Below are 15,430 nucleotides of genomic sequence, written 5' to 3' on the forward strand. Positions count from 1 at the left end.
TCCAGTACCGCAGCAACCTAATCGACGGCTGCCTAGCCGAGACCGGCCTGACCATCAGATCTGCGTAACGACACCACGAGTTAAACCTCAGTAGCCGCTGATGTCAGGCCGAGCATGAGACTTGACACAGTGCGGTACCGGACGAGCGTGCACCGTACCCCTCACTCAAGGGTGCCTCCAGATCTTCGGCTGTCAGTACTGCATGGCACTGTGCCGCCATGACGACAACGACAGAGCTCACCCTCTTCGCCGACTACTTCCAGATACACGTATCCGATGCGGATTCGGACGGTGATCTAAGCGACGCGTGGACTGACCAGGCACTTGCCGATCACCTCGCGGTTGCATCAGATGCGCTGGGCATCGGCACGTCGGTCAATGTCAACGTATCCGTCACCGTCGTCGTCCTGCCTCAGGAGCCAAGTGATGACAGCTCGGAATTCGATCACGTCGTTGAGGCCAGCCTCGATCTGTCCTTGGGCCGCCTGATGGTTCTGGGCTGCACGGACTATGCCCCCGATGCGGCGACGTTCGAGGTTCCGTCCGGCTGGAACCGCGTCCGCGTGTCCCGGAGCAACTTGGCTCGGGCAGCTCAGGCAGACGTCGACTCTGACGAGAGCCCCGAGACCACCGAAAAGATCCGTATCCAAGTGTGGGCGGCCCCGGAATGTCCAGCAAAGATGATCAAGCGGTGGTCTTAGCTCGGCGGGGTCTTTGATGGCGGGCTCGTGTGCCCGTCCTTCGAACCGAGCACTCACCGCAATCCATTACCCACCGCTCACCTCGGCTCCCATCCCGTCCGCCTTCGACCCACACACCATGGAGCGGGCGTGGCTCAGGGCGTCAAGGTGGAGCGCGCCACCGTACGAACGACCTTGACGCCCTGGGCCGCGACTGCTCGGCTCTGCACTCGCGAACGGCGCCCGATCCATCCCGGAGTCTGAGCGCCCCCGCCGGAGGCATGTCTTGACCCGCGGGCTCGGTTCTCGTCTCATGCCCTCCGGCCCCGCCCGGCGGAGCGGAGCGCAGCCGGGTGCCTCGAACCTGTAGAGAAGGTTTCTACTCACTCCGCCTGAGTCGCATTGCTCCTCGTAAGGGCGGTACGGCCGAGATTCGTCCGCTGTGGACGATCTCGCGTACGCGGTGCAGGAGTTGTTGTTCCCCGGGGTTTCTGGGCTGGCCGTCACGGCCGTCTACGGCATGGGTCCGGGCGTGCGGGTGGAGGCCCGGTGCACGCCTCCAGCAGTGGCATGTCCCGGCTGCGAACAGGAGGCCACTCGCGTCCACAGCTCCTACCTGCGCTTACCCGTTGACCTGTCGGCCGCGGGGCGGGCCGTGACCGTTGCCTTGCGGGTGAGGCGGTTCTTCTGCGACTCCGCGCGGTGTCCGCGCAGGACCTTCGTCGAGCAGGTGCCGGGGCTGACGCGCCGGCACGGGCAGGTCACCGAGCGGTTGAGGAACACCCTCGGGGTGCTCGGCTTGGCGCTGGCCGGCCGGGCCGGTGCCCGCATGGCCGGTCACCTGGGCGTCCCGTTCAGCCGCAGCACGCTCCTGCGGCGCGTCATGGACCTGCCCGACCCGGCGGCCACCGCGCCCCGCGCGGTCGGTGTGGATGACTTCGCCCTGCGCCGCGGCCACGTCTACGGCACCGTCGTGATCGATGCCGACACCCACCAGGTCCTCGACCTGCTCCCGGAACGCGACGCCGGCACCCTGATCCCCTGGCTGGAGGGACACCCGGAGATCGAGGTGATCTGCAGAGACCGATCCGGCGCCTACGCCGACGCGGCCGCAACCGCCGCACCCCAGGCCCAGCAAGTCGCGGACCGCTTCCACCTCTGGCAGAACCTGGCCACCGCGGCCGAGAAGGTCGTTGCCGCCCACCGTGGGCACCTCAAGACCCTCACCCTCGAAGCCCCCGCACCCGAGCCGGCTTGGGAGACCCCGATCCCGGAAGATTCCGTTGATCACAACGGCTCGGGCCACGAGGAGGAGCTCGTCGAGGTCCAGGAGGACGAGCCGACGGGGGAGTTCGCAGACCGCGCCCGCGCTCATCACGCGCTCGTCCATGAACTCCTCGCTCAGGACATGAGCCTGCGGGGGATCGCTCAGTATCTGGGCTGGGGTCGGCACACCATCCAGCGATACGCCCGGGCCGCCCGCTGGCAGGACATGGTCAAAGGCCGGATACCTCCCCGCCGCACCAAGCTCGACCCGTTCAAGCCCTACCTGGAACCGCTGGATGGAGGAAGAAGGCCGGGTGACCATCCTCGACCTCCACCGAGAGATCACCGAACGCGGCTGGCGCGGGCACTACTCCCTCGTCCGCGACTGGATCCGCCGCGACCTCCCGGCCTACGAGAAAGCGCCTCCGATACCCGACGTCACCATTACACGTCGTCCAGGAGACGCAGCGCGAGGCGGTGAGTCACCTGGACCGGATGCTGAAGCGGCAGCGTCCCGACCGCGGGTGATCGCGCCCGTGATGTCAGAAGTAGATGTCAAAGGCCCCCAACCATGATCGGTTGGAGGCCTGTGCACTGGTGGGCGCGGACGGTTTCGAACCGCCGACATCTGCTTTGTAAGAGCAGCGCTCTACCCCTGAGCTACGCACCCGTGGATGAGGCAACAGATTACATGGCTCACGGCCCCTCCCCGCAAACCGGTTCCCGTTCACCCCGGCTCTTCCCGGGCCACGGAGTGCTGCGGAGCGCCCCGGAGCGCCCCGGAGGCGTGCTGGGGATAGCCCCACCCCCAAGACGGTAGCCGTCCGGATGCCTCCCCCGGGGTGCCAGTACATACGGTGAAGGCACACCGGCGGCACTACCTGGGGGACCACACCATGACCTTGCGTACGCGCACACTCACCAGCGCCCTCGGCGCCACCGGTGGGGTTCTCGTTCTTGTTGCTGCCCTCAGTGGGTGCGGGAGTACGAACGTCGACGACGCTCCCGTCGAGCGGAAGTCGTTCGCGCTCGGCGGTGAGGCGCTGACCATCGATTCCGCGAACTCCACCGTGGAGCTCGTGCCGGCCGATGTGCGGCGGGTCGAGGTGACGCGGCGGTTCGACGGGTGGGTCGTGCTGGGGAGCGGGCCCGAGGCCATCTGGGAGATGGACAACGGGGTCCTGCGCCTTCAGGTGAAGTGCGAGGCGATGATCAGCGACTGCGACGCGCATCACCGGGTGCAGGTGCCGCGTGGGGTGGCCGTGACCGTGAACGGGGACAACGGGCAGGTCACCGCGTCCGGGTTCGATACGCGGCTCGATCTCGCGTCCGACAACGGCGAGGTGATCGTCAGGGACTCCAGTGGGCCGCTGAAGCTGGAGAGCGACAACGGTGAGGTCGTGGCGGAGCGGATCTCCGCCTCTTCCGTGAACGTCCGCTCCGACAACGGCTCCGTCCGGCTGGTGTTCACCAGTGTGCCGAAGCTGGTGGAGACCGTCAGCGACAACGGCGGTATCACCATCGAGTTGCCGAAGGGCGAGGTCGCGTACGCCGTGGACGCCGAGGCCGACAACGGCGACGTATCCGTGAAGGTGCCGCGTCACGACGACAGCCCGCACGTGGTGAAGGCGCGCAGCGACAACGGCGAAGTCACCGTCCGAAGCGCGAACTAACCGACCCGTGTGTTCGTCCTTACCTGGTGGGAGAATGAACCGGGCAGGGTGAAACGGCACGGGAGAGGGATGTGACGGCGACACACGCGCGGCCGCAGGCGAAAGCGGGTGGGGGTTCCGTCGTCCGGGATGTCCTGACACTGATGCTGTTGCCGGTCCCGTTGCTGGCCGCCGCACTGCCGGCGGCCTTCGCGGGCGGAGGCACGCGGCGTTGGTTCGGCGGGCGTGGTGGTGAGAATCAGCGGGCCGACGCCCAGGCGGCGAAAGATGCCGCCGCGGCCGCCTTCTACGAACTCGACACCGCTCAGCGCGATCTGCTGATCTCCATCGAGACGATCACCGCCGTGGACAGCTCCCCCCGCGCCCGTCAGGCGATCGACGACTTCGCCGCGCTGGGGCGGCGGATCGACGAGGTGAGCCACGGGTACATCACGGCCGTCGACGCCCACGACCTCGACCGGCACGATCTGGAGCCGTCGGTCGCCGGCCACGCCCTGACCGAGCTGACGAAGGCGAAGGACGAGCTCGTACGCGTCAAGGGCGAGCTCGACCGGTTCGCGCAGGGTCTCGGGCCGCTGCTCGGCAGCGCCGAGACGCAGCTCGCCCGGCTCGCGCCCGCGGTGGAGCGCGCACGGCAGGCGCTGCTCGGTGCGAGCAATGCCCTCGATGCCGTACGGGCCTCCGGGCTGCGCGCCGACGACCTCGCCGCGCGGCTGGCGGCTCTCGCTCCGGAGCTGACGCGGCTCAATCAGGGTGCCGGCCGGCACGGCGTGCCGGACACCCTGCAGCGGGCCGACCAGGTGCTGCGGGACGCCGAGGCCATACGGGCGGAGGCGGACAGGCTTCCGGAGCGGGCCGCGGAGATCGACCGGCGTCTGGTGTCGCTCCGTACCCGCGCCCAGGCGCTGACGACGCGTGCGGGGTCGGTAGAGCCGGTCCTGAGCGAGCTGCGGCGCCGGTTCTCGGCCGCGTGCTGGCAGGACCTCCAGCCCGTGCCCGAGCAGGCCGCGGTGAATATCCGGCAGGCCGAGGAGAAGCTCGCGGAGGCCACGAAGGCCCGGGACGAGCAGCGCTGGCCCGATGCGACGGCGCAGCTCAGCACGGTCCGCGCCCTGCTGAACGCGACCGATGAGGCGGTGTCCGCCGCCGGTGACCGTCTGCAGCGCCTGGACGCGGTGGCCAAGGACCCGCAGCAGGAGATCCAGCGGACCCGTTTCGCGATCCGGGACGCCCAGCGGCTGGCGATGGCCGGCCGCAACACCCCCGATCCGCGCCATGCCCGGCCGCTTGACGATGCCGTGTCCCGGCTGGACCGGGCCCTCGCGGGGCTCGAAGGGCGCCACCCCGACTACTGGCACTTCCTGACCGAGACCGAAGCCGTACGCCGGTCGGTGGCCCGAGTGGTCTCCGACATCCGTGAGGAGCGCGGAGCCGGGGCCTGAGCCCCAGGGGCCGGAGACCGGGGCCCGAGCCAGGGCCGGGCGTGGGGCCCGGCGGCGCGGCTGAGCGGCTGAGCGGCCGTGTTCGATCGGGCCCGACGTGGGCCGTGCGATGCGGGGCCCGCCTGACGAGCGGCCTGCTCACACACATGGGCCCGGCGACGCGTGCCCACAGGCGGCGGGGCCCCCGCCCTCTCCCCACGCTTGTCCCCCGCCGTCCACGGGTCGATCCTGGAAGGAGAGAGGCAGCAGGCCCACCGCGAGCGGAGGAGACTTCGATGGCCCTTCACGTCCCTCGTATACGGCATGCGCCCGCCTCGCCGGGCGGGCGCGGCAGGACCGTACGACTCGATGAGCATCTCCCGGTCGATCACCGGCTCAGCCAGGTCTACCGGATCGGCGCAGGGCTCACCGGGCTCGTTCTGCTCGCCTTCGGCATCCTCGGTCTCGTGGACAAGGTCGGTTTCTTCGACACCGGCGGCGACACCGTGGCGGGCCTCAACACCAACGGCACGCTCAGCGTCCTGTCCATCTGCGTCGGGCTGCTCCTCTTCGCCGGGATGGTGATCGGCGGCAACGTCGCCTCGACGCTCAACATGGTCCTGGGGATCGCGTTCATCCTGAGCGGGTTCGTCAACCTCGCCCTGCTGGACTCCGATTTCAACTTCCTCGCCTTCCGCATCCAGAACGTGCTGTTCAGCTTCGTGGTCGGCGTGATGCTGATGTTCTTCGGCATGTACGGCAGGATCAGCGGCCGTCTTCCGCGTGACAACCCGTACTGGCAGGCCCGTCACCCCGAGGAGGTCGCGCGTGCGGCACGTCGGCGGGAGACTCCCCGTATGCCGGAGGTTCGTCGGTAGCGGCGTGGATGCCGTCCCTGGGCTCTACCCTTGGGGCATGCCTCGCTATGAGTACCGCTGCCGCCCCTGCGGCGACACGTTCGAAGTCACCCGTCCGATGGCGGAGTCCTCCGCTCCCGCAACCTGCCCCGCCGGGCACGAGGACACCGTGAAGCTGCTCTCCGCCGTCGCCGTGGGCGGCGCCCCGTCCGCGCCCGCACCCGCCGGTGGCGGGGGCGGAGGGGGCGGAGGCGGTTGCTGCGGGGGCGGCTGCTGCGGCTGATCCCCCGTCCGAGCGGGTCTACCTCCTGCGCGAGAGCGTCAGTCCGTCCGCGACCGTGAGCAGCACGCTGTCCATACGGGAGTCGGCGGCAACGTGCTCGTTGAACTCCTTGATCGCGGCTGCCGCCCCGGTCGCCCGGGGATCGACGACGCCGCCGTGGAACAGCACGTTGTCCGTCGCGATGAGCCCGCCCGGACGCATCCGGGGGACCAGCTCCTCCCAGTACGGGATGTAGTTGCCCTTGTCCGCGTCCAGGTAGGCGAGGTCGACGTGCGGTTCGGGCGGCATCGCGCGCAGGGTGTCGAGTGCGGGTGCGATCCGCAGGTCGATACGGTCCGCGACGCCGGCCTTCTCCCAGGCCGCGCGGCCGATGGCCGTCCACTCCTCGGAGATGTCGCAGGCGATCAGTACCCCGTCCGGCGGCAGCGCCTGGGCCATCGACAGCGCTGAGAAGCCGGTGAAGGTACCGACTTCCACGAGGTGCCTGGCCCCTGTCAGCCGTACGAGGAACGCGAGGAGCGGGCCCTGCTCCTGCGAGGACTGCATGCCCGCCTGGTCGGGGAACCGGGCGTACGTCGTCTCGACGAGCTCACGCTGCACCGCGTCCAGCGGCGGGTTGTGCGCCAGCATGTACGCGTACAGGTCGTCCGTGATCCTGGTTTCGTTGCCCTTGGTCATGGTGCGCGTTCCTCCGCGACGGGACGGTTCGAGAGCTTCGCCGGCTCGACGGCTTCCGACAGGTCCACAGTCCCAGTTTTTCGGCTCCGGCTATCGGCGCCGCTCCGCACCCGCCGTCCCGATGAACCGGCGCAGGATCTCCTCCCCCGCCGCGACCCCCGTCTCGCCCAGTACCTCGACGTTCGGAGCGGTCCAGCCGCTGTCGGCGAGTTCGCCGTGGCCGGGGCGCCAGGAGCGGTCCGCCGCGAGCAGCAGATCCGCGTCGAGGAGCGAGTCACCGGCGGCGAGGGTCAGTGAGGCGCCGCAGCGGCGCGCGACCTCGTTCATCGCTGCGCTCTTGGTGAGCGGCTTCGGTACGGCGTAGATCTTGCGGCCCTGGAGCGAGACCGTCCAGCCCCGGCCGTCCGCCCAGTCCGCCAGCTCCTTCACCCAGCCCTCGGGCAGCAGCGAGCGCTCGACGACGAGATACGCGAAGAGGTCCTCGGCGATGCGCTCCTTGAGGAGCCATGCGGGGTCGGCGGCGGCGACGAGGTGGGCCCTGACCTCGGCGAGGGAGGCGCACTCGTCGGAGAGCCGGGCCGCGACCTGCCGCTGCCAGTCCCGGTCGGAGACCCCGTCGACCAGGATGTGCCCGCCGTTGGCGCAGATGGCGTACTGCGCGGCGGGGCCGGGGAGGTGAACGCGCTGGTACTGCTCGCGGGTACGGGTGGTGGTGGGGACGAAGACCGTGCTGCCGCCCAGCGCTTCGAGCAGCGCCCCCGCCGTCTCGGTGACGTACGACAGCGGCTTGTGCCCGTAGATCTCGACGCAGAGCAGCCGCGGGGCCTCCGCGTCCGGCATCGGCAGACTGAGCGCCGCGGCCGAGTAGATGAGGGTGCGGTCGAGGTCGCTCGCGACCAGTGTCACCTGGGTGCTCACTTGCCCGCCACCGCCCTGCCGTCCGCGCCTGTGGCACCGCGGGTGAACTGCGGGTGGATCAACCCCACGCACGTGTACGGGAGTTCGTCGACCTCCTCGACCTCTACGCCGCGCTGTTCGGCGAGCAGTCGTACGTGGTCGAGGTCGGCGCCTGCGCCGCGCTTGGCGAGGATCTTCCACGGAACGCGGCGCAGCAGTACGCGGGTCGTCTCGCCGACGCCCGGCTTGACGAGGTTCACGTCGTGGATGCCGTACTCCTCGCTGATCCTCTCGACGGCGGCCCAGCCCTCCCAGGTGGGGGCGCGGTCGGCGGCGAGGAGTTCCTTGACGTCGGCGTCCACCGCGTCCACGACCTCGCCGAAGCGGTCGGCGACGGTGTCGATGAAGTGGCCGGACACATCGGTAGCGGCGAGCTCCCGGTAGAACTTCGCGCCGTGGAAGTCCTCCGGACCGACCAGGTCGGCACGCAGCACCGTACGGGAGATGAGGCCGGAGACCGTGGAGTTGAGGCAGGCGGAGGGGATGAGGAAGTCCTCCCGGGTGCCGTAGGTCCGGACGCAGCCGCCGGGGTCGGCCAGCACCGCGATCTCCGGGTTGAAGCCCTCGAACTCCGCGAGGGCGGCGGCCAGTTCCCTGGTGATGGCGCCCTTGCCCGTCCAGCCGTCCACGAAGACGACGTCGGCCGGGTCGTGGTGGGCGGCCAGCCAGCGCAGGGCGTTGGCGTCGATGCCCCGCCCGCGCACGATGGAGACGGCGTAGTGCGGCAGGTCGAGCCCGTACCGGTACTGGGCCCAGCGGCGCATCAGCACGCCCACGGGAGTGCCGGCCCGGGCGAGCGAGACCAGGACGGGGCGGGGGGACCGTTCGGCGAGGACGGTCTCGGTGACGGTGCCCACGGCCCGTGCCACCCGGGCGGCCGAGGTGTCGAGCGCGGCCTTGAAGAGGTCCTGGTACTGCGGCGTCGGCTGGTATTCGACGGGGAGCGACTCGGCGTAGTGCGCGCCACCGCTCTGTATCGCCTCCTCGCGCTCCTCGGTGGGGGCTTCCAGCTCGGTGTCCGAGAAGTCCTGGAGCAGCCAGCCGACGTCGTCCGCCGCGTAGGAGGAGAAGACGGGGCCTCGGAGGGGCTCGGGCAGCATGGGGGGCTCCTGCCGTTCGGCAACTTGGGAAGATACGGCGGCACGGGAAGGGACGGCTGCGGGGGGAGAGGCGGCCCCGCAGGGAGGGGTGTACGAGGGGACCACGGCCAGCAGGACGTGATCGGTGTGTGCGGCGAGCCGGGCCAGCAGTCCGTCGGGGGCGTGCAGCGCGGGGGTGTCCGCGGCGGAGTCCACGACGGCCACGACGGCGTCGAAGCCGGCACCCGCGACGTTGTACGCGTACCGGTCGCCGGGACCGTCCGCCGGGTCGTCGTGGGCCGGGAAGACCAGCCGGCTGCGGATCGCGTACCCGGGGTCGTCCAGGGCGAGGACCGGGGAGCGGGTCGTGGTGGAGTACCGCACCTCGGCGGCCGAGACCTGCTCCAGGGCCGTGCCGAGGCGGAGCGGGGCGTACATCAGCTCCTCGAAGCCGAGGACGAGTACGCGCCGGGCGTCGCCCAGTGCCTCGTCGAGCCGGGCCGCCATGGCCGGCAGGGCCGTTTCCAGGGCCGCGCGGTGTTCCGGGGTGAAGCCGTGGCGTCCGCCGTCGGGGATGCCGGCCGGCCAGGCCAGCTCGATCCGGGCGGGGACGGGGGCCGGCCTGGCGGACGCGTCGCCCGCCGTCCCGGAGCCGGGCGCGGTGGCGGCCTGCTTCGCCTCCTGGGCCGCCACCAGGCTCTGCCCCCGCTCCAGCACGCCCTCCGGCAGGAGCACCGTTCCGGCGCTCCTGGCCACCAGGTCGACGCGGGCGCCGATCTCGTCGGCGAACTCGGTCAGTCGCCCCCGGTCCTCCACCGAGCGCATGTCCGCCAGGGCCACGATGACGTACCGCTCGCGGGGGTACAGCTCGTGCAGGGCGCGGATGGTGTTGAGCACGGTGTTGCCCGTGGAGAACTCGTCGTCGACCAGCACCAGCGGCGCACCGGAGGGGGTGGGCGACAGCAGGGCCGGGTCCTCGGGCAGCAGCAGGTGCGACGTGGCGTGCGAGTGCGACTCCTCGAAACCGCCCGCACGGGCCACTCCCGCGACGGGGCGGCGCGTCGAGTGGAGGTAGGGCGCCACACCGAGTCCGTCCGCCACCGCGTGGCCGAGGCCGGTCGCGGTTTCGGCGTACCCCAGGACGACGGCCTGGCGGGCCTCCGCCTCACCGAGGAGGTCGCGCACCCGCTCCCCCAGCTCGAAGCCCGCACCGTAGACCACGGACGGCTTCTGCGGCACGTGCTTGCCCAGCACGTTCGACACGAGCAGGTGTGCCCGCTTGGGGTTGCGGCGCAGGGCGAGACCCAGCAGGTCCCGGAGCTCCCCGTCACCGACGAGCTCGACTCCCAGCCGCTCGGCAACCCAGCTGCCCGTCCACACCACGTCCACTGTCTCTTCCCTCGTCGCGCGCTCGCTCATCGATACGCGCTCATTCCGCCAGGCCCGCGGCCAGCAGCTCCACGAACCCGACGTCTTCCTTCGCCACACCGAAGACCTCGGCCCGCTGCACGGTGCGCTCGGCCCATGCGCGGTGCGGCTTCACTTCGTTCATCTTGTTCGTATACGCCGACCGGAGCACTCCGCCGCCACCGCGCCCGGGCCGCAGGATGTCCTGCGCGTCGCTGAACTCCTCGTGGCTGACCACGGACAGCGCGTGCACGGGCACGACGTGGGACGGGTGGATGCAGGTCTTGCCGAGCAGCCCGTTCGCACGGTCCAGCTCGATCTCGCGCAGCAGTCCGTCCAGGTCGTGTTCGATCAGGGCGGTACGCAGTTCCTCGGCCCGCCCTGCGAAGGGGCTGCGGCGCAGCTGGGGCTTGAACATGCGCTCCTGGAGCCTGAAGTACTCCCACACCGGGCCGGTGATCGTGAAGCCCGTGCCGTCGGCCCGGCCTAGCACGTTGACGACGTCGCCGATCACGGCGCTGACGATCTGGACGTCGTACGCCGTCATGTCGGAGGCCCGGCGCAGACCGTACGCCGAGCAGAAGTCGGTGACGCCGAGCCGCAGTGCCAGGACCCGCTCGCGGTACTTGTTCACGGTGCGGGCGATCCCCCGGAGGACTTCCGCCCGGGTCTCCAGGTGCAGCAGCTCCGGCGACTCCAGGACCGGCATCGCGAAGAGCCGCCGTCCGGCCGTCACCTCGGCGCTCGCGAGCGCCTCCAGGAAGAGGACGCCGCGCTCCTCCGTGAACTTCGGCAGTACGAATCCGGACAGCAGCCGGACCGAGCTGCCGAGCCTGCTCACCAGGTCGGTGATCTGCTCGGGGGCGCGGACGCGGATGAAGAGCAGCGGCGTCTCCGTGGCGCGGTCCGCGAGGTCCGCGAACTGCCTGACCAGGTTCGCCTCGCCGTCCGCCACCTCGGCGTCGTCGATCGAATCCTCCAGGCACAGCACCATCGAGACGACTCCGCGACCGGCCTGCTTGACCACGTCGTCGGCCAGGTGCGGCCGGGTCGCGGGGCTGTAGAGCGTGGCTCCGAGGGCCGCAGCGAGCACGCGGGCGGGAGAGTCGGCGTCGAAGACGCACGGCTCCTGGAAGAACAGGCCCTCCCGGGCAGCGGGCGAGATGTGCCCGAAATGACGCATATGATCCCCGAACTGCCTGACCGGCCGGACAATGTATGGCCGGTAATAGTACGTACGGACGGGTGTCGACAGTTCCCCAGAGGCATGAATTTCGGGTAACCCGTCCATTACACGCACTCGCCGCGAGCCGTCGCCACTCCACCCGTAACGCCACCGAGAGGGCCGCCACCGAAACCCGTCGGGCCCCCGCGTTGTCCGTTCGGCCTGGCAGCAGGCAGGATGACGGGCATGACGCACGCGATGCTGAAGGGCTCGAACGTCCCCCTCGATGCCACGGCCGTACGGGCCGTGCTGCGCTGGACCCCGGGCGCCGGTGTCCCCGATGTGGACGCCTCCGCCCTGCTGCTCGGTGCCTCCGGCCGGGTGCGTTCCGACGAGGACTTCGTCTTCTACAACCAGCCCCGGCACCCTTCCGGCCTGGTACGACGCCTGCCCAAGCGCAGCGTCCCCGAAGGGCTCACCGACACGATCGAGGCGGATCTCTCGTCGCTCGACCGCTCGGTGGACCAGGTGGTGATCGCCGCCTCGTCCGACGGGGCGGCGTTCGAACAGGTCAGGGATCTGCGCATCCTGCTGTACGACGCCGCTTCGGCGGACGGCGATCCGCTGGCCGTCTTCGACGTCAGGCCTGAGACCGGCGAGGAGACCGCCATCATCTGCGGCGAGCTCTACCGGCGCGGAGAGGGCTGGAAGTTCCGGGCGGTCGGTCAGGGCTATCCGACGGGCCTCGTCGGGCTCGCGACGGCGTTCGGCATCTCGGTCGACGAGACGGCCACGGAGCCGGCCCCCGAGCCGGACCAGGCGGCCGCGCCTGCGTTCCCGCCCGCACCCGAGCTCGCCCCCGACTCCCAGGCCACGGTGCTGCACCAGCAGCCCGCGTACGGATACCCGCAGCCCGCCGGGCAGCACTCCGCTCCGCCCCAGCCCGCCTACGGGTATCCGCAGCCGGCCGCAGCCCCGCCCGCGTACGGCTATCCGCAGCCCGCCGCCGCGGCGGCCCACGCTCCCGACCCGAATTTCACGCTGCCCCCGCAGGGACCCCAGTTCGTCAGGTCCTGAGCCGCGCGGGGTGTTCCCCGGCACTGTCAGGCCCGGGTCTTGTAGCCGCGTCCCCACTGCATGCCGAAGCCGTACAGCCGGTCCAGCTCCGACTGGAAGCCGTACACGAACTTCACCTCGCGCCGCACGATCAGCTCGTCCTTGACGTTGTCGACGGTGAACACGGCGCAGGACCGGGCCTGCGGCGCCCTCTCGTCGAGCTCGATCTCGATCCGGGGGCCGTTGCCGGGGTAGAGCGTCACCTTGGCGTGCGTACGGTCGAAGGCCGGCGTCTGGTCGTAGATGTAGACGAAGAACAACAGCCGCTTGATCTGGTCGCGCTGATCGAGGTTGACGTAGACGGTCTCCCCGGACGGCGCCCCGAACCGGTCGTCGCCGCTGAGCCGGATGTACGGCGGCCCGTTGAGGTCACCGATCAGGTTGCCCAGGGGCTGCACCACGCCCCTGGTGCCGTCCTTCAGCTCGTACATGCAGCCCAGGTCCAGGTCGACGTTGACCACGCCCTGGGTGTGCGCCTGGACGACATCGGGCTTGAAGAGCTTCATGGGGTGCAGCAGCCGCCCGCTCTGCCGCGACCTGCCCTCGATGTCCGAGCTGCGCATCCTCCAGGAGAGGTTGACGCGCAGATTCCCGGACAGGGCGCCCTGCTTGCTCAGTGAGACCGTGGCGTTCCGTTTGGAGAGCACGATGGAGTTCGTCGCGGAGTTGCCCGCCTCGAACACCGATTCCCGCCCCGGCCACAGGCTGTCCCAGAAGGCCATCCCAACCCCCACATCGTCCGGTAGTGCCCGGGTGGAGCCACCGGCTGGGCTCCAGGCGTCCCGGGCGTCGTCACAGCCCCCGTACGTCACTGCGGGGCGGCCCAAGGCCGGTTCCGGAGAACCGCCGCCGTGTGGGCCGCCCCGCAGAGAGCGTTCCTCATTCCCTACCGGGTCACACCCCGGAGGAGACTTCCGCCTTGGAACCGGAGCTGTCGCCCCCGTCGCCGCCGGCCGCGGCGATCGCCTTGTTGCGGCGCACCGACGACCAGAAGGACCAGCCGATCAGCACGACGCCGACGAGGCCGGTGATGAGCTCGTTGATCTCGTACTGGATGGTGACGAGCAGGATCAAGGAGAGCGCGCCGATCGCGTAGTGCGCGCCGTGCTCCAGGTAGACGTAGTCGTCCAGCGTGCCCTGGCGGACCAGGTAGACGGTGAGCGAACGGACGTACATGGCACCGATACCGAGGCCGAGGGCCATCAGCACGATCTCGTTGGTGATGGCGAAGGCGCCGATGACACCGTCGAACGAGAAGGACGCGTCCAGGACCTCGAGGTAGAGGAACATGAAGAACGCCGCCTTGCCCGCGAGAGCGACCGCGGAGACCGGCTTGCCGGCCTTCTTGGCCTCTTCCTCGGCCTCGTGCTCGCGCTCCTCCTCCTGTTCGAGCTTGTTCTCGAAGAATCCCGAGAGCCCGCCGACGACGAGGTACGTGATGAGGCCGGCGATGCCGGACAGCATGACCGTTTCCGCCTTGTTCGCGTGACCGCCACCGTGCTGGTGTGCGTGGGTCGCGAAGGTCATGGCGGAGATCAGCAGGATGATCAGCGCGACACAGACCGACAGCATGTCGACCTTGCCGAGCTTGGCGAGCGGGCGCTCGATCCAGCGCAGCCACTGGATGTCACGGTCCTCGAAGATGAAGTCGAGGAAGATCATGAGCAGGAACATGCCACCGAACGCGGCGATCGACGGATGCGCGTCCGTGACCAGTTCCTTGTACCTGTCGGGGTCGTTGAACGACAGGTCGATGGCCTCGATCGGGCCGAGCTGGGCACTGATGGCGACGATCACGACGGGGAAGACCAGTCGCATACCGAAGACCGCGATGAGCACACCGATCGTGAGGAAGATCTTCTGCCAGAAGGCATTCATCTTCTTCAGGATTCCGGCGTTGATCACCGCGTTGTCGAAGGACAGCGAGATCTCCAGGACCGACAGGATGGCGACGATGCCGAACGCCTGCCATCCCCCGTAGAACACCGCCGCGACCAGGCCGAGCGCGGTAACCGCGAACGACCAGCCGAAGGTTTTCAGAATCACTGGCACCCCATCGTGTTTGTACGGACCTCCCCCGGTGAGTGAGGGGCTCCCCCGCGCGTACGCGGCTTTACGAAACGTTGACCCCGAAGTCTAGAGCGATGCCCCGCAGCCCCGACGCGTACCCCTGCCCGACTGCACGGAATTTCCACTCCCCGCCGTACCGGTAGAGCTCGCCGAAGATCATCGCGGTCTCCGTCGAGGCGTCCTCGCTCAGGTCGTACCGGGCCAGCTCCTGGCCGTCCGCCTGGTTCACCACACGGATGAACGCGTTGCTGACCTGCCCGAACGTCTGCCCGCGATTGTCCGCCTCATGGATCGACACCGGGAAGAGGATCTTGTCGCAGTGCGCGGGCACCTGGTCGAGATGCACGATGACCGACTCGTCGTCACCGTCGCCCTCGCCCGTCAGGTTGTCGCCGGTGTGCTCCACGGAGCCGTCCGGGCTGGTGAGGTTGTTGTAGAACACGAACCACTCGTCACCGAGCACCCGGCCCGACTGGCACAGCAGCGCGCTGGCGTCGAGGTCGAAGTCGGCACCCGTCGTGGACCGTGCGTCCCAACCGAGCCCGACCAGCACCTGGGTGAGGTTGGGTGCGGCCTTGGAGAGGGAGACATTGCCTCCCTTGGCGAGCGTGACGCCCATGTGTGTCCTCCCCGTGTCGATGGATGCGTCCGGGGGGGGCCCCCCCCCGGGGGCCCCCCGGGCAAAAAAACCGGGCGCACAAACAGGCACACCCCAGCCCCCGCCCCCCCCCCCCCCCCCCCCCCGACACCCAACCCCCCCAAGAAAAAAAAAAAAAAA

At 69.7% G+C, this 15,430-nt stretch carries 14 protein-coding genes and 1 tRNA gene; 7 read left to right on the plus strand and 8 right to left on the minus strand.

The window, feature by feature from the left end:
• The first annotated feature begins 218 nt into the window (after nucleotides 1–218).
• Both ACFWSK_RS33585 and ACFWSK_RS33590 read left to right on the plus strand, forming a co-directional pair.
• Entirely contained in the window at nucleotides 219–701 is a 483-nt protein-coding gene (locus tag ACFWSK_RS33585; RefSeq protein WP_383794711.1) for a hypothetical protein, read from the plus strand.
• A 421-nt stretch (nucleotides 702–1,122) separates the two neighbouring features.
• Nucleotides 1,123–2,427, plus strand: coding sequence for an ISL3 family transposase (locus ACFWSK_RS33590; RefSeq protein ID WP_383794714.1), 1,305 nt, complete (start codon nucleotides 1,123–1,125; stop codon nucleotides 2,425–2,427).
• Nucleotides 2,428–2,541: 114 nt separating this feature from the next.
• On the opposite strand, the gene ACFWSK_RS33595 is transcribed toward ACFWSK_RS33590, so the two are convergent.
• Nucleotides 2,542–2,616: transfer RNA gene (locus ACFWSK_RS33595), tRNA-Val, on the minus strand.
• A 226-nt stretch (nucleotides 2,617–2,842) separates the two neighbouring features.
• Here ACFWSK_RS33595 and ACFWSK_RS33600 point away from each other — a divergent pair.
• The 4 genes from ACFWSK_RS33600 to ACFWSK_RS33615 all read left to right on the plus strand — a co-directional run bounded on the left by ACFWSK_RS33600 (nucleotide 2,843) and on the right by ACFWSK_RS33615 (nucleotide 6,180).
• A complete protein-coding gene (locus tag ACFWSK_RS33600) occupies nucleotides 2,843–3,619 on the plus strand; it encodes a DUF4097 family beta strand repeat-containing protein (protein WP_383794717.1) in 777 nt (258 codons plus the stop codon).
• 71 nt (nucleotides 3,620–3,690) lie between these two features.
• Nucleotides 3,691–5,061, plus strand: coding sequence for a hypothetical protein (locus ACFWSK_RS33605; RefSeq protein WP_383794720.1), 1,371 nt, complete (start codon nucleotides 3,691–3,693; stop codon nucleotides 5,059–5,061).
• A gap of 275 nt (nucleotides 5,062–5,336) precedes the next feature.
• The gene (locus ACFWSK_RS33610) at nucleotides 5,337–5,918 is read left to right on the plus strand and encodes a DUF4383 domain-containing protein (RefSeq protein WP_383794723.1); all 582 of its coding nucleotides are present in this window, start codon (nucleotides 5,337–5,339) and stop codon (nucleotides 5,916–5,918) included.
• A gap of 37 nt (nucleotides 5,919–5,955) precedes the next feature.
• The gene (locus tag ACFWSK_RS33615) at nucleotides 5,956–6,180 is read left to right on the plus strand and encodes a zinc ribbon domain-containing protein (RefSeq protein ID WP_383794726.1); all 225 of its coding nucleotides are present in this window, start codon (nucleotides 5,956–5,958) and stop codon (nucleotides 6,178–6,180) included.
• 18 nt (nucleotides 6,181–6,198) lie between these two features.
• Here the strand turns inward: ACFWSK_RS33615 and ACFWSK_RS33620 are convergent, their stop codons facing one another.
• The 4 genes from ACFWSK_RS33620 to ACFWSK_RS33635 form a co-directional block, all read right to left on the minus strand.
• Complete coding sequence (locus ACFWSK_RS33620) at nucleotides 6,199–6,858, minus strand: O-methyltransferase (RefSeq protein WP_383794728.1); 660 nt, start codon at nucleotides 6,856–6,858, stop codon at nucleotides 6,199–6,201.
• Nucleotides 6,859–6,948: 90 nt separating this feature from the next.
• Nucleotides 6,949–7,776, minus strand: coding sequence for an HAD family hydrolase (locus ACFWSK_RS33625; RefSeq protein WP_383794731.1), 828 nt, complete (start codon nucleotides 7,774–7,776; stop codon nucleotides 6,949–6,951).
• Complete coding sequence (locus ACFWSK_RS33630; protein ID WP_383794734.1) at nucleotides 7,773–10,313, minus strand: phosphoribosyltransferase; 2,541 nt, start codon at nucleotides 10,311–10,313, stop codon at nucleotides 7,773–7,775. Before ACFWSK_RS33630 ends, ACFWSK_RS33625 begins: the two co-directional genes overlap by 4 nt.
• A 10-nt stretch (nucleotides 10,314–10,323) precedes the next feature.
• Nucleotides 10,324–11,484: an HpcH/HpaI aldolase/citrate lyase family protein gene (locus tag ACFWSK_RS33635; RefSeq protein WP_383794737.1), complete on the minus strand. Its 1,161-nt coding sequence runs from the start codon at nucleotides 11,482–11,484 to the stop codon at nucleotides 10,324–10,326.
• A gap of 228 nt (nucleotides 11,485–11,712) precedes the next feature.
• On the opposite strand from ACFWSK_RS33635, the gene ACFWSK_RS33640 reads away from it, so the two are divergent.
• Nucleotides 11,713–12,543 carry a TerD family protein gene (locus tag ACFWSK_RS33640; protein ID WP_383794740.1) on the plus strand — a complete coding sequence of 277 codons (831 nt, stop codon included), beginning with the start codon at nucleotides 11,713–11,715 and terminating at the stop codon, nucleotides 12,541–12,543.
• Nucleotides 12,544–12,569: 26 nt separating this feature from the next.
• On the opposite strand, the gene ACFWSK_RS33645 is transcribed toward ACFWSK_RS33640, so the two are convergent.
• The 3 genes from ACFWSK_RS33645 to ACFWSK_RS33655 form a co-directional block, all read right to left on the minus strand.
• Entirely contained in the window at nucleotides 12,570–13,304 is a 735-nt protein-coding gene (locus ACFWSK_RS33645; RefSeq protein ID WP_383794743.1) for a Tellurium resistance, read from the minus strand.
• 172 nt (nucleotides 13,305–13,476) lie between these two features.
• Nucleotides 13,477–14,628, minus strand: coding sequence for a DUF475 domain-containing protein (locus ACFWSK_RS33650; protein ID WP_383794745.1), 1,152 nt, complete (start codon nucleotides 14,626–14,628; stop codon nucleotides 13,477–13,479).
• A gap of 67 nt (nucleotides 14,629–14,695) precedes the next feature.
• Nucleotides 14,696–15,271 carry a TerD family protein gene (locus tag ACFWSK_RS33655; RefSeq protein WP_362841493.1) on the minus strand — a complete coding sequence of 192 codons (576 nt, stop codon included), beginning with the start codon at nucleotides 15,269–15,271 and terminating at the stop codon, nucleotides 14,696–14,698.
• Nucleotides 15,272–15,430: the final 159 nt, after the last annotated feature.

The organism is Streptomyces sp. NPDC058620, assembly GCF_042717135.1.
Classification (GTDB): Bacteria; Actinomycetota; Actinomycetes; order Streptomycetales; family Streptomycetaceae; genus Streptomyces.